A 13,608-nucleotide genomic window follows, 5' to 3' on the forward strand; every position below is an offset into this window, starting at 1 on the left:
ATAGTTAAGTCAGGATTTTATGTGACTTACTATAGGTAACGTTTTTGAAATTTAATTCGCTACAATTTATTTTACATAGTATTTTATTTCTTATTTAATTCATATTTTGATTTTAAATTCTTTTTAACATACTAAAGGCTTGTGAAGTTTTTGGGGTGTATAAGGCATCTTTTTCAAATCAAGGTGCAGATCCTTTATTAAGGACTGAATGTCTAGCGATGGGAGAGCTTAACTCCTGACGGATTTCATTGGCAAAGACAGTCGACAAAAGGCGGGGATTGAAAGCGGAACAGGAAGATAATAGGAGGGTTAAAGCGGGATGATGGGGCTGAGGCTATTGCATAAAAAAAAGTCCTTAGCATTTGCTAAGGACTTTTTTATTATAAGGTTTTTATTTTTAGGTTTCTAAATGAAACACCTCTGGACCAATCCTGTAGTGCTAATTTCCCACTAATATGTTTACCAAACTCTGGATAATCTTTGAAATTACTATGTTTTACCAAATCTTTCCATTTAGCGGAATTAAAATCCATTTCAGCAGTGATTTTACCATTCAGGTAGAACGTTACCTTTCCGTCTTTCTGAATAATACTGGATTCATTCCAATCATCCTGTGCTTTAATATTGACAAAGTTCTGCTGCGGTAGAAATGTATAAAGACAGCCGGAACGCTTTAGCGGCTTATCAAAATCAGGATGGGAATCTGCTAACAATTGATATTCTGGTCCTGAATGGTAGGTCGCATTGATATCCGGTCTTTCCTGTACATTGACAAAAACGCCACTATTTCCCTCTTTTTCGAGCTTCCATTCAAACTTAAACTCATAATTTTTATACTCTTTGTCCGATACTAAGTCATATTTTTGGCTTTCACTGTTTGGATTGCAGTAAATAGTCCCATTTTTAACGACCCAGGCTGTAGGAGCATTTTTACTATTATTGTAGGTATGCCAATTGTTAAGCGTGGTACCATCAAATAGAAGTTGCCAGCCGTTACTTTGCTCTTCTTCTGTTAATGTATTCGGACTGCTTTTTTCATTTTGACAGGAGAGTAAAATACAGCCCATAAAGACCGATAAGATGATTTTTTTGAAAAGGTTTAAGTTTATCATTGTTTTTATTTGTATAAGTGTCTCTTTAATAAGTTTTCCCATTTAATATGTATCCCCTAAAATAATTTTTAATATGAACTTTTGGCGATAATTTCATGTTACTTTGCAAATTTGTTACATAGTACTTCTGCTAATACTCATTCGGAGGTTCACCTATTCTCCTATTCATTTATGAATTTTTAAAACATTCTTTTCCGTCATTTTATAGAATAGACTGGTTCAAGCCCTCTATGTTTTTTGGTCACCTTTCAAGTATAAATGACAAGTTACACATTATAATGATTTGATCACATTTTCAGCATAGTCATTCTCATTTTGATAAAATAACCTTATCAAAATGATAGGATTCGCCAATGCTATTTTGTGGCTTATTTTTTATAACATCTGAATAACAGTGTGTTATGATGTTTTATGGCATAGTGGAACATTGTTTGGCTTATTGGGACAAATGAATGTAAATATGAAAACAGGACGGAAAAGAAAAGTATGTGGCAAGAGTCCTCCGAGAGGGACGATCGGTAAAGCTGCTGGTATGTAATTGAGTTTAACAAAATGAAATCGCGATTCACTAATAAAATTTAACAATGGTAATAACAATCATACTCGTCATAACTGGAATTTTGTTCTTCTGGTTATTCTATAAAATGGTCGATTTTTTCGGCAAAATATGAAAGAAATAATATGAAAGAGAAGCAAGAAAATAAAGGCAGAAGTTCCGCACATAATTTATCGGGAGACCGTATAGCGAAGATCATAGTAGTGGTGTTGATTATTGCAATGATTTTTCAACTCTATATCGGTTAGATTTTGAAGTATAGTTTTACGCACAACATGAAAAAATTAAATCAATACGGTGCAGGTTTGTATATGGCGCTCCATTATAAGGAAATCCGATCAGAGATTAATTTCTTATTGCGGAAGCACAATTTTGCAGGAGCCCTACAGGCCGTTATTAATCACCTTCGGAGCTTAATTATATTGCAAAGTACGGACAAAATTTGCCAGCATATTCATTTCCTCGGAATGATTTATGGGCGAGGAAACCATTATGTCAAATACATTCTGGAAAATCTCTTTGTAAGATCTTTAGGAGGTCTTCGGCGCATCAGTTCGGTCAATGCATGGGCGGTAATCGAAGCTCAGCTACCAATACCATTTTTAGAGGTCCTTAAAGGACAACAAATTCATAATCTATTAATATCAAAGTAAATGACAGCTTTATTTATTGTAGCACTACTGGTTTTTGCATATATCTGTTATGTACTTCTAAAGCCAGAAAAATTTTAATAACAAGATTACTCATTCTCTATCGTCGGCGATGAAATCCCGCTTTCAGTCAGTTCTTTTCGTGTTACATAGCGAAAAGAAGAGCTTGAGGTTAGATGACGATCGGTCATGATACACTTTTTATACAAATCAACTAAAGAAATGAATACAGAGATTCTTGGAATCATAGTGATGTTCATCGTAACATTACTACTCGGACTTCCCCTTGGGAAATATATAGCTAAGGTATATGGCAATGAAAAAACCTGGTTAGATCCATTGTTTCAACCATTGGAACGATTTTTTTATCGGGTGACAGGAATTAATCCTAGCCTCCAGATGACTTGGAAACAGCACCTCGTTGCTCTTTTGACAATTAATCTACTGTGGTTCCTATTGAGCATGGCTATCCTGATGAATATGGGACATTTGCCTTTAAATCCAGATGGGAATCCTGGAATGACTGCTGATTTGGCCTTTAATACCAGTATATCTTTTTTGGTCAACTGTAATCTCCAGCACTATTCCGGTGAATCAGGAGTGAGCTATCTAGGACAAATTTGGCTCATGTTTCTTCAATTCGTTACCGCAGGCGTGGGAATGGCTGCTGCAGTGGTTATTTTCAAAGCTTTTAGGGATAAGACAACAACACAATTGGGCAATTTTTACGATTTCTTTGTGAAGTCTTGCACCCGGATTTTACTGCCTATCTCTGTCTTGGTTGCTGCCATCTTCGTATTCCAAGGCATGCCGATGACTTTCGAAGGTAAGGACAGCATGATTACTGTCGCTGGAGATACCGTACAGGTAAGCCGAGGACCAGTAGCTGCCTTTGTCCCAATTAAACATCTTGGTACAAATGGAGGTGGTTTTTTCGGTGCGAACAGTGCGCATCCATTTGAAAATCCCAATTATTTGACCAATATGGTGGAAATGATTGCCCAGTTTATTATCCCGATGGCGATGATATTTGCATTCGGCTTTTTTATTCGCAAGCGTAAATTTTCATGGATGATGTTTGGTGTGATGACCATTGGGTTTATCATCCTGACAATACCAAATATAAAAATGGAGATGGCTGGAAATCCAGCGATCGCACAGATGGGTATTGACACGTCTATGGGCGCCATGGAGGGAAAGGAAATACGTATTGGTGCAGCGGCATCGGGGTTTTGGAGTATTGTTACAACGATGATTTCGACGGGTTCCGTCAATTCTATGCATGATAGTTACATGCCCTTATCTGGTATGAACGAACTTATAGCGATGATGGTGAATGCTTTTTATGGCGGTGTAGGCGCGGGAATACTCAATTTCTTCATTTTTATTATACTCGCCGTTTTCATTAGTGGCTTGATGGTAGGGCGCACACCAGAGTTTATGGGTAAGAAAGTTGAAGCGCGGGAAATGAAAATTGCTATGATTGTTGCTCTTGCCCATCCTTTTCTAATCCTTGTCGGTACAGCACTTGCTACAGCGTTTCCAGCCCAAGGTGCTTCTACATTGAATAACCCTGGATTTCATGGTTTTAGTGAAATATTATACGAATATACTTCATCCGCAGCTAACAATGGTAGCGGGTTTGAAGGTCTTGGAGATAATACAATTTGGTGGAACATTTCGACAGGTATCGTATTGTTACTCGGCCGCTTTATACCGATTATAGGCCCAATTGCTATTGCGGGATTATTGGCTGAGAAAAAATTTATACCTGAGGGTGAGGGAACGCTAAAAACAGATACAAGTACATTCGGTTTAATGGTATTCGCTGTGATCGCGATTATTGCAGCACTCTCTTTCTTCCCTGCGTTGGCATTGGGTCCAATTGCGGAATATTTTTCCATGTAGTACTTAAAATTAAAGAATTCTAAAAATGAGCGATCAACAAACATTGTTTCAGAAAGAACTTGTACAACAAGCTTTAAAGCAATCTTTCGTGAAGCTAAATCCTAAAATAATGTTCCGTAATCCAGTGATGTTTACCGTGGAAATCGGGACGCTGATTATGGCCGTCGTTTGTCTTTGGATAATGACTGGGGAAAAATCACAAGGTACACTTGGTTATAATTTTACGGTATTTCTTATTCTATTTTTAACCTTATTGTTTGGAAATTTTGCTGAGGCAATTGCCGAAGCCCGCGGTAAGGCGCAAGCAGATAGTCTTCGGAAAACTAGGGAGGAAACTCCAGCAACCCTGCGTGATGGTCGGGTAGTTTCGTCCGCTCAACTGAAAAAAGATGATGTTTTTGTTTGCCAGGCGGGAGATGTAATTCCATTGGATGGGGAGATTATTGAGGGATTGGCAACCATAGATGAGAGTGCAATTACCGGAGAATCAGCACCGGTGATCCGCGAGGCTGGAGGTGATAAAAGTTCAGTTACCGGTGGTACCAAGGTTTTGTCCGATCGAATTCTCGTGCAGGTAACGACAGAACCGGGGGAGAGCTTTTTGGATAAGATGATCGCATTGGTTGAAGGGGCAAGCCGCAAAAAAACACCTAATGAGATTGCATTAACAATCCTTCTGGCAGGTTTTACACTTGTATTTATTATCGTAACGGTGACCTTAAAACCATTTGCGGATTATGCCAATGTTGGTATCACCATTGCTTCGTTTATTTCACTTTTTGTCTGTTTGATTCCAACAACAATAGGAGGTCTTTTATCGGCAATTGGTATCGCGGGAATGGATCGTGCACTTCGTGCAAATGTCATAACAAAAAGTGGCAAGGCAGTTGAAACGGCAGGAGATATTGATGTCTTGTTGCTTGATAAAACTGGAACTATTACGATCGGAAATCGTAAGGCGACAAATTTTTACCCCGCAGATGGCGTCCTGAAGGAAGCTCTGGTACGTGCAGCCACATTGAGCTCCATGGCGGATGAAACACCGGAAGGGAAATCAATTGTTGAATTGGCTGGTGTCGACCCATCGAGCTATAAGATCGAAAACCCTGTATTCATTAAGTTTACCGCTGAGACCCGTAGCTCAGGAATAGACTTTGCACAGACACGTATTCGTAAAGGTGCAACAGATGCTATTCGGAATATCATTGTAAAGGCTGGAAATCTGTTCCCTCAGGAAATAGATGAACGCGTAAAGCTTATCTCTCAAAATGGGGGAACCCCATTGGTCGTTGCAGAGAATGAACAGGTTCTCGGTGTCATAGAATTGCAGGATGTGATAAAACCCGGAATTCATGAACGCTTTGAAAGGTTGCGAAAAATGGGTATCAAGACTGTTATGGTGACGGGAGACAATCCGTTGACGGCCAAATATATTGCGGAAAAAGCTGGAGTGGATGATTTCATAGCCGAAGCGAAACCTGAAGACAAGATGAACTATATCAAAAAAGAACAGCTTGATGGACGATTGGTCGCCATGATGGGGGATGGTACAAACGATGCTCCGGCACTTGCACAAGCCGATGTTGGTGTAGCGATGAACAGCGGTACACAAGCTGCAAAAGAGGCCGGAAATATGGTCGATCTCGACAATGATCCAACCAAATTGATAGAGGTTGTGGAGATAGGCAAACAATTGTTGATGACCAGAGGTACGCTAACGACGTTTAGTATTGCAAACGATGTCGCCAAATATTTTGCTATCATTCCGGCCTTGTTTATTGCAGCAATACCCGCACTTCAAGGTTTAAACATTATGCAGCTCAGTAGTCCACAAAGTGCCATACTATCAGCTGTCATCTTTAACGCAATTATTATCCCATTACTGATTCCTTTGGCATTGAAAGGAGTCGCATACAAACCTATAGGTGCAAGCGCACTGTTACGGAGAAATCTGCTTGTTTTTGGACTTGGTGGAGTACTCGTTCCATTTATTGGTATCAAGGTCATAGACCTACTGGTTTCCCTATTTATCTAATACATTTTTAATAATAAAAGCAAAGATGAAAACTCATATATATCCGGCAATAAAGATTACAATTGTTTTAATGCTCCTGCTCTCAGTGGTATATCCAGCCCTCGTATGGGCAATAGCTCAAATAGCACCCAATCATGGAAAAGGGGAAATGCTTGAGTACAATGGGCAAAAGTATTACAGAAATATTGGACAGGCCTTTACGCGGGATGATTACTTCTCGTCGCGTCCTTCAGCTGTTGGTTATAATGCTGCTGGATCGGGTGGAAGTAACAAAGGACCCTCTAATGGGGAATATCTTTCGGAAGTTAGGGCCCGTATCGATACTTTCTTAGTTCACAATCCTACTGTAAAACGCGAACAGGTACCGGTAGACATTGTTACAGCCAGTGGTAGTGGTTTGGATCCAGATATCTCCATCGAGGCCGCAAAAATACAAATTGATCGTGTTGCGAAAGCGAGAGGTATATCGGTAAATAGCCTACAGTCTCTTGTTGATGCCCACGTTCAGACGCCTTTATGGAATATGTTTGGACCTCGCAAAATCAATGTCCTTGAACTAAATATTGCTTTGGACAAGATGGTTGAAAAATAAAATTGACCTAAAGGGTTATCGATATACATTTTATAAGAACAATTTACATGAAAAAACTAGCGATGTTGGCCTGTTTACTCGCAGGGGCAACACAATTATTTGCACAGCAAGATACGACTCAAAATACCCGATTGTCTATCAGTGGTTACCTTGAAGCATATTACCTTCGGGACTTTAACAATCCACTTGGAAATACACGTCCAGGCTTTGTATATAGTCACAATAGGACGAATGAAGTAAACATAAACTTGGCACTTTTAAAAGCTGCATACGAAACAACAAATACCCGTGCAAATCTTGCTTTAGGTGTTGGTACATATATGAATGCCAACTACGGTGCGGAACCCGGAGTCTTAAAAAATATTTACGAAGCGAACGCCGGTATACGTATCTCGAAAAAACATAATTTATGGATCGATGCTGGCATATTTTCTTCCCATTTGGGCTTTGAAAGTGCTATAGGAAAGGATAATTGGACTGTAACAAGGAGTATTTTTGCGGATAATTCACCTTATTTTGAAACAGGAGCAAAAATATCCTATACATCCGCATCGGGAAAACTATTTTTAAGTGGGCTGATTTTAAACGGATGGCAGCGGATTCAACGTGTAGATGGTAGCAGTTTACCAGCATTTGGGCATCAATTGGTCTATAAACCGACAGATAAATGGACCATCAATAGTGGTTCTTTTATAGGCAGTGATAAAGCGGATAGCGTCAGACAGATGCGCTATTTTCATAACCTATATGCAATTTATCAAATGAACGAAAAGCTGGGAATCACATTCGGATTTGATATTGGAGCTGAACAAAAAGCAAAAGGTAGTTCGAAGTACAATGTATGGTACACCCCAGTGTTAATTGCACGATACGCGACGACCGAAAAATTTAGCTTAACAGCAAGAGGAGAATATTACAACGATAAGCATGGTGTGATCGTTTCTACGACTACAGAGCAAGGTTTTCAAACGTTTGGCTATTCTTTAAATGCAGATTATGCCATTCTTCCCAATGTTCTTTGGCGTACGGAACTACGTAATCTCACGAATAAAGATGCTATTTTCCTTGATCGGACAAATAAGTTGGTGAAAAATAGTGTAACGGCTGTAACAGCACTTACCGTTAGTTTTTAAAAACAATCGTTCCTGCCGTGTGTTGGATCGGCAGGAACCTTCTGAAATGAAAGGCAATAAAAATGGAAGAGAGGAAAAGCGCTGAACACTTTTTGGACCTTATTCGGAAATCGAGAAGAGGTCGCTTCAAACTTTATATCGGTATGAGTGCAGGCGTAGGAAAAACATACCGTATGTTACAGGATGCACATACCCTTTTACAGGGAGGAATCGATGTGCGTATTGGCTATATTGAGACACATAATCGGAAGGAAACACATCAATTGCTCGACGGTCTACCCCTTATCGCCCGACGCCATCTTTTTTACAAAGGCAAACAGTTGGAGGAACTGGACCTTTATGCTGTCTTGAATTCACATCCCGAGGTTGTTATTATCGATGAGTTGGCACATACAAATATTGAAGGCAGTAAAAATACCAAAAGGTGGCAGGATGTTATGGAGATTCTTGAAGCGGGGATTAATGTGATCAGCGCTGTTAATATCCAGCATATTGAGAGTTTAAACGAAGAGGTCAAAGCGATTACAGGTGTTGAAGTACAAGAACGTGTTCCCGATAGTGTTATTGATTCCGCAGATGAAGTCGTTAATATTGACCTTACTGCAGAAGAGCTTATCATTCGCCTAAAAGAGGGCAAGATCTATGACGCGTCAAAAATTCAGGCAGCGCTTCAAAACTTCTTTAAAAGCGAACATATCTTACAATTGCGTGAAATGGCTTTGAAGGAAGTTGCCTCCCAGGTTCAACGCAAAGTAGAGATTGAAGTTCAACCCCAACGATGGGTGCGAAAGGAGCGTTTCCTGGCTTGTATAAGTTCTAATGAAATAAAAGCAAAAAACGTCATCCGAAAAACAGCACGTTTAGCAGGATATTATAATAGCAGTTGGTTTTTGCTCTATGTACAGTTGCCAAAAGAGCGCGGAGATCGGATAGCCTTAAACAAACAACGACACCTGATCAATAACTTTAAACTGGCGACAGAACTTGGTGGAGAAATTATCAAAGTAGAAAGTCACAGTGTGGCAAAAGAGATCATCGCTTTGTGCGAGCTCCGCAAGATCACCACAGTTTGCATTGGAAAACCACGATTATCTCTTTTAAGGATGTTACTTGCTAAGGATACATTTAGCAAACTGCTGGCACAACTGTCGACCGAAGACATCGACCTGATTATATTGTCTTAATGATAAAGACAAATTGTGAATAAGATGAAAATAAAAACGAAACTTACCTTTGGTGTAGGATCACTTTTTCTCATGATCTTTCTACTTGCCGCACTAAGTGGTTGGTATGTAAACCGGTTAAAAAAGGATACCGCAAATATACTGACAGCGAACTACAATACGCTGCTGTACGCCAAGAATATGTTATTGGCATTGGAGGAAATTCCTGTTGAAAAAGCTGCTTTTAATAATTTCCAGATTAATCTTGACAAACAACGGAAAAATGTTACCGAAGTCGGAGAGCAGCAAACAACAAACGCAATTGCCAAACATTTTTTAAAACTGCGAGATAAGCCCTTAGATGTTACTATTGTCTCGTCTATCAGAAAGGATATTGCCTTGTTAATGGAACAAAATATGACGGCAATTTCTCGGAAGAGTATTATTGCGGATCGCACCGCCGAACATGCAATTTTGGTCATTTCATTTGCCGGGGCGCTCTGTTTTATCATTGCTTTTATATTGCTGGTCAATTTGCCGTCCAATATAGCTGACCCCATTGCAAAATTGACAGCGAGTATTCGACAGATTGCAGGACAGAACTACAAAGAGCGTATTCAGGTGCAGAGCGGAGGTGAGTTTGCCGAACTCGTCGCTTCATTTAATTCCATGGCAGAGAAACTTGAAGAATACGCTGAAAGTAAACTTGAAAAAATTTTAAAGGAAAAAAGACGAATTGAGTCTCTTGTTGATCATATGCATGATCCGGTGATAGGCTTCGACGAAGAGCGACGTGTCATTTTTGTCAACGAGGAAGCACTTCGCATCACAAATCTACATAAAGATCAACTTCTCGGAAGATCTGCTTTAGCGGTTTCAGATGAAAATGATCTTGCTAAGGATATTTTTAAAGATCTTTTTCTTCCTGTAGAAAAACGTGAAAAAAATGCTGTTAAAATTTATGCAGATGATAGAGAAAGCTATTTTGAAAAAGATGTTATCGATATCAATGTTTTGCCTACGGGTGAACTTGAGCCAAAGTTTATCGGGCAGGTGGTTATCCTAAAGAATATTACGCCATTTAAGGAACTTGATCTTGCAAAAACAAACTTCATCGGTACTGTTTCGCACGAGTTCAAAACACCTATTGCGGCGATTCAGATGGGGGTTCAATTGTTGGAAAACGAGCAAATAGGTCATCTGAATACCGAGCAGCTCACGTTGTTAAATGGAATAAAAGATGATTCTAACCGCTTGCTTCAAATAACCGGTGAACTGTTAAATATGACGCAGGTTGAAAGTGGTTCTATTCAAATTAACTTACATACGACAGAAATACAGCCTATTATTGAATATGCTATCATGGCAAATCAATTTGCTGCGAATCAAAAAAATATCCACTTTGTTATCGAGGTAGGACCTAATGTGAAAGCTATATTTGCTGACAATGAGAAAACGGCCTGGGTTCTTACAAATTTTCTTTCCAATGCAATACGTTACTCCCATGAGGATTCGCTTATTCGTATCGCAGTGGAAAACAGCGAACTTAAAACAAAATTTATCGTTACCGACAGTGGGCAAGGGATCGAGCCGAAATATCTGGATAAAATATTTGCGCGTTACTTCCGTGTGCCAGGGTCAAAAAAGGGTGGAACAGGACTTGGTTTAAGTATTAGTAAGGAGTTTATAGAAGCGCAAGGTGGCGAAATTGGTGTTGAAAGTGATTATGGCGCAGGAAGTTCTTTCTATTTTTCATTGCGTACTGCGATTTCCGATAATTAATACCATATTAAACGATTCGTATCTGTTCATACAGCACATTATGACAACATAATAAGGACGGATGAGAGGAGAACAATTTTTGAGATTATAAGTGGCGCCGGCAAGCCACTTATAATCTCAAAAATGGATTAATGGTTGACTAAAGCCATAGCACCTTCACTGTATCGTGCTCCGATATTGGGGTATTTAAGAAGTATTTCATCTATTTTTTTTAAATCATCATTCGATAATTGTACATCAAGGGCACCAACATTTTCCTCCAGGTATTTTCTTTTTTTAGTTCCTGGAATAGGAATGATGTCATTTCCCTGTGCCAGTACCCAGGCTAAAGCGAGTTGTATTGGACTACAGTTTTTATCTTTTGCCACTAGGGAGAAGTTGGCGACTAAATGTGCATTGTTCAATGCATGTTCACCTTGATTTCGAGGTAAGGTTCTTCTAAAGTCGTCCGAAGCAAGATCTTCTAAATTTAAAGAATTGGAAAATAATCCACGCGCTAGAGGCGCATAAGGAATTAAACTTATCCCCAATTTCCTTACGGTATGTAAGATTTCTTGTTCTACATCACGTGTAAGGAGCGAATATTCGCTCTGTAAAGCAGCTATAGGGTGTACGGTATTTGCTTTAATGATTGATGCGGGAGATGCTTCGCTTAAACCCAAATACCTCACTTTTCCTTCTTTAACCAATTCTGCCATAGCGCCTACGGTCTCTTCGATAGGAATATTGGGGTCTACGCGGTGCGCATAATAAAGATCTATGGTATCGATTCCAAGGCGTTTTAAACTTTTTTCTACCGCTAATTTTATCCATTCGGGCGAGCCATCGAAATAGGTGTTTGCCGTACCACTTGGACCTGCTATTTCATCTTTAAAGCGAAATCCAAATTTTGTTGCAATAAAAACTTTGTCACGGTTGGGAACAAGCACTTTTGAAATAAGTTCCTCATTGGCACCGTTGCCGTACATATCCGCGGTATCCCAAAAATTAATGCCGAGGTCCAATGCTCTTTCCAATGTTGCAATGCTCTCTTTTTCGTCCGTAGGTCCGTAAGCAAAGCTCATTCCCATACAACCTAATCCAATCGCAGAGAGTTTTTCATTTGTTGTTCCAAGATTTCTATATTTCATAATGATTACATTTTGTTCAATACAAAAGTACATATGGAACAAACGAAGCGAGTTAAGACAATCAAACAGATTGTTATACAATTCAAACAGTATTGCTTCGGACTTGGTTTGGAGACATCCCGGTTTGCTTTTTGAAGAAATTGGTAAAATAGGATGGATATTCAAATCCTAGGCTGTAGGCAATATCCGATACATTCCAATTGGTATGCAGCAACAAAGCTTTGGCTTCTTGGACCACACGGTTTGCAATATGTGTACTGGTGGTTTTGCCTGTGGCTTCTTTTACCGACCTATTGAGGTGATTGATATGAACCGAAAGCGCATGCGCATAATCTGCTGGGCTTTTCAATTGCAGGCTAAGTTGAAAGGTATTGATTGGAAATTGTCTTTCTAACAGCTCAAGAAATAGTCCCGATACCCTGGTCGATGCATTGGTATATGATCCAAAACTCGCTGCGGGACTCGATTTCATCGTTTCATGAATTAGAAGATGTAGATAACTTCGCAACATATCATCTTTATGGATATAGCTCGAGTTCATTTCAACCATCATCTTTTGGAAGATTGTAGAAATTTCTGCTAATTGTGTTTCATCCGGAAAATAAATCGGATTGCTACCTATCTTGAACAGGGGAGAGTCTTTTAGACTTTCTATCCGTTCACTATGCTGTATAAATTCTTCTGTAAATACACAATACCATCCGGATTGTTCTGAGGATTCGGGTTCCCAAGCATATGGAACAACCGGATTCGCAAATAACATGGCAGGTCTATCGATTTGTATCCACTTATCTGCGTAATATAGTTTTCCACGCCCTATGATAAGGGAGGTTTTATAAAAATCGCGGCGATTGTACGGAGAGACGACAGTACAGGATTCCCTGCTGAAAACATTGAAATGCCCAATTCCCGTATTATTTAGCGGCAAATCCAGATGAGTTAAACCTGGTTGCCTTTTGTAAAAATCTGTCACACTTTCGGCTGATTTCATATTACTAAATTAAAAAAAGAGAAACAATCCTACGTCATAAACGGATCAGTTTCTCGAAAATGAATTCGAATATTTAGTTAGCCAATGGCATTTTATTTGAACTGTTTGTGATTTTGTTACTATTTTTGAGGGTATCCAATAATTGATTTTTTATCACAAGGATATCCTTTACATATTGCGACCATGATTAAAATTTATCATAATAAAAATTGTAGTAAGAGTTGTAATGCATTGGAGCTGCTACAGCATCAAGCTGTGGATATAGAAGTACAGGAGTACTTAAACGATGTTCCGACGAGAGGCCAATTGATTGAATTATTGGGTCAACTTGCTTTAAAACCTTTGGAACTTATCAGAAAAGGAGAACCGGTCTTTCAGGAAAAATTCCAAAATCTTCACTTGACAGATGAGCAATGGATCGATGTGATGCTGGAGTATCCGATCTTGATTGAGCGCCCTATCGTTGTAAAGGACGGTGTAGCAGTAATTGGTCGACCTATCGAAAAAGTTTTAGCACTCATTGGTGCTAAGTGATGATGCTGGCTTGATTGTTGTG

At 39.3% G+C, this 13,608-nt stretch carries 13 protein-coding genes; 10 read left to right on the forward strand and 3 right to left on the reverse strand.

Annotation, left to right across the window (positions count from 1 at the left end):
• Nucleotides 1–380: 380 nt before the first annotated feature.
• Complete coding sequence (locus IQ31_RS03070) at nucleotides 381–1,112, reverse strand: 3-keto-disaccharide hydrolase (RefSeq protein WP_075994866.1); 732 nt, start codon at nucleotides 1,110–1,112, stop codon at nucleotides 381–383.
• Nucleotides 1,113–1,793: 681 nt separating this feature from the next.
• On the opposite strand from IQ31_RS03070, the gene IQ31_RS28045 reads away from it, so the two are divergent.
• The 9 genes from IQ31_RS28045 (at nucleotide 1,794) to IQ31_RS03110 (ending at nucleotide 10,931) form a co-directional block, all read left to right on the forward strand.
• Nucleotides 1,794–1,916 carry a hypothetical protein gene (locus IQ31_RS28045; protein ID WP_257786997.1) on the forward strand — a complete coding sequence of 41 codons (123 nt, stop codon included), beginning with the start codon at nucleotides 1,794–1,796 and terminating at the stop codon, nucleotides 1,914–1,916.
• A gap of 27 nt (nucleotides 1,917–1,943) precedes the next feature.
• Entirely contained in the window at nucleotides 1,944–2,321 is a 378-nt protein-coding gene (locus IQ31_RS03075; RefSeq protein WP_075993229.1) for a DUF7674 family protein, read from the forward strand.
• Complete coding sequence (locus IQ31_RS28185; protein ID WP_075994865.1) at nucleotides 2,322–2,399, forward strand: potassium-transporting ATPase subunit F; 78 nt, start codon at nucleotides 2,322–2,324, stop codon at nucleotides 2,397–2,399. It begins immediately after the preceding gene.
• A 141-nt stretch (nucleotides 2,400–2,540) separates the two neighbouring features.
• Nucleotides 2,541–4,226, forward strand: coding sequence for a potassium-transporting ATPase subunit KdpA (gene kdpA / locus IQ31_RS03085; protein WP_075993228.1), 1,686 nt, complete (start codon nucleotides 2,541–2,543; stop codon nucleotides 4,224–4,226).
• A 25-nt stretch (nucleotides 4,227–4,251) separates the two neighbouring features.
• Nucleotides 4,252–6,261 (forward strand): potassium-transporting ATPase subunit KdpB, encoded by a 2,010-nt coding sequence (gene kdpB / locus IQ31_RS03090; RefSeq protein ID WP_145327077.1) that lies wholly within the window; start codon nucleotides 4,252–4,254, stop codon nucleotides 6,259–6,261.
• A 25-nt stretch (nucleotides 6,262–6,286) separates the two neighbouring features.
• Nucleotides 6,287–6,853: a K(+)-transporting ATPase subunit C gene (locus tag IQ31_RS03095; protein WP_145327078.1), complete on the forward strand. Its 567-nt coding sequence runs from the start codon at nucleotides 6,287–6,289 to the stop codon at nucleotides 6,851–6,853.
• A gap of 47 nt (nucleotides 6,854–6,900) precedes the next feature.
• A complete protein-coding gene (locus IQ31_RS03100) occupies nucleotides 6,901–7,986 on the forward strand; it encodes a porin (protein WP_088162077.1) in 1,086 nt (361 codons plus the stop codon).
• Nucleotides 7,987–8,048: 62 nt separating this feature from the next.
• Complete coding sequence (locus IQ31_RS03105; RefSeq protein ID WP_075993224.1) at nucleotides 8,049–9,170, forward strand: histidine kinase; 1,122 nt, start codon at nucleotides 8,049–8,051, stop codon at nucleotides 9,168–9,170.
• A 24-nt stretch (nucleotides 9,171–9,194) separates the two neighbouring features.
• Nucleotides 9,195–10,931, forward strand: a complete 1,737-nt coding sequence (locus IQ31_RS03110; RefSeq protein WP_075993223.1) for a HAMP domain-containing sensor histidine kinase — start codon at nucleotides 9,195–9,197, stop codon at nucleotides 10,929–10,931.
• A gap of 128 nt (nucleotides 10,932–11,059) precedes the next feature.
• Here IQ31_RS03110 and IQ31_RS03115 read toward each other — a convergent pair whose 3' ends face one another.
• Both IQ31_RS03115 and IQ31_RS03120 read right to left on the reverse strand, forming a co-directional pair.
• Entirely contained in the window at nucleotides 11,060–12,061 is a 1,002-nt protein-coding gene (locus IQ31_RS03115) for an aldo/keto reductase (protein ID WP_088162076.1), read from the reverse strand.
• Between the two features lie 82 nt (nucleotides 12,062–12,143).
• A complete protein-coding gene (locus tag IQ31_RS03120; RefSeq protein WP_088162075.1) occupies nucleotides 12,144–13,052 on the reverse strand; it encodes a helix-turn-helix domain-containing protein in 909 nt (302 codons plus the stop codon).
• A gap of 183 nt (nucleotides 13,053–13,235) precedes the next feature.
• On the opposite strand from IQ31_RS03120, the gene arsC reads away from it, so the two are divergent.
• Nucleotides 13,236–13,586 (forward strand): arsenate reductase (glutaredoxin), encoded by a 351-nt coding sequence (gene arsC, locus IQ31_RS03125; RefSeq protein ID WP_088162074.1) that lies wholly within the window; start codon nucleotides 13,236–13,238, stop codon nucleotides 13,584–13,586.
• The last annotated feature ends 22 nt before the right edge of the window (nucleotides 13,587–13,608 follow it).

The organism is Sphingobacterium siyangense (assembly GCF_007830445.1).
Classification (GTDB): Bacteria; Bacteroidota; Bacteroidia; order Sphingobacteriales; family Sphingobacteriaceae; genus Sphingobacterium; species Sphingobacterium siyangense.

Bases quoted from the DNA above. Each gene is read 5' to 3' on its own strand.
- IQ31_RS03105 (WP_075993224.1), top strand. From the start codon at position 8,049: ATGGAAGAGAGGAAAAGCGCTGAACACTTTTTGGACCTTATTCGGAAA.
- kdpA (WP_075993228.1), top strand. From the start codon at position 2,541: ATGAATACAGAGATTCTTGGAATCATAGTGATGTTCATCGTAACATTA.
- IQ31_RS03115 (WP_088162076.1), bottom strand. From the start codon at position 12,061: ATGAAATATAGAAATCTTGGAACAACAAATGAAAAACTCTCTGCGATT.
- kdpB (WP_145327077.1), top strand. From the start codon at position 4,252: ATGAGCGATCAACAAACATTGTTTCAGAAAGAACTTGTACAACAAGCT.
- IQ31_RS03120 (WP_088162075.1), bottom strand. From the start codon at position 13,052: ATGAAATCAGCCGAAAGTGTGACAGATTTTTACAAAAGGCAACCAGGT.
- IQ31_RS03075 (WP_075993229.1), top strand. From the start codon at position 1,944: ATGAAAAAATTAAATCAATACGGTGCAGGTTTGTATATGGCGCTCCAT.
- IQ31_RS03100 (WP_088162077.1), top strand. From the start codon at position 6,901: ATGAAAAAACTAGCGATGTTGGCCTGTTTACTCGCAGGGGCAACACAA.
- IQ31_RS28185 (WP_075994865.1), top strand. From the start codon at position 2,322: ATGACAGCTTTATTTATTGTAGCACTACTGGTTTTTGCATATATCTGT.
- IQ31_RS28045 (WP_257786997.1), top strand. From the start codon at position 1,794: ATGAAAGAGAAGCAAGAAAATAAAGGCAGAAGTTCCGCACATAATTTA.
- arsC (WP_088162074.1), top strand. From the start codon at position 13,236: ATGATTAAAATTTATCATAATAAAAATTGTAGTAAGAGTTGTAATGCA.
- IQ31_RS03110 (WP_075993223.1), top strand. From the start codon at position 9,195: ATGAAAATAAAAACGAAACTTACCTTTGGTGTAGGATCACTTTTTCTC.
- IQ31_RS03070 (WP_075994866.1), bottom strand. From the start codon at position 1,112: ATGATAAACTTAAACCTTTTCAAAAAAATCATCTTATCGGTCTTTATG.
- IQ31_RS03095 (WP_145327078.1), top strand. From the start codon at position 6,287: ATGAAAACTCATATATATCCGGCAATAAAGATTACAATTGTTTTAATG.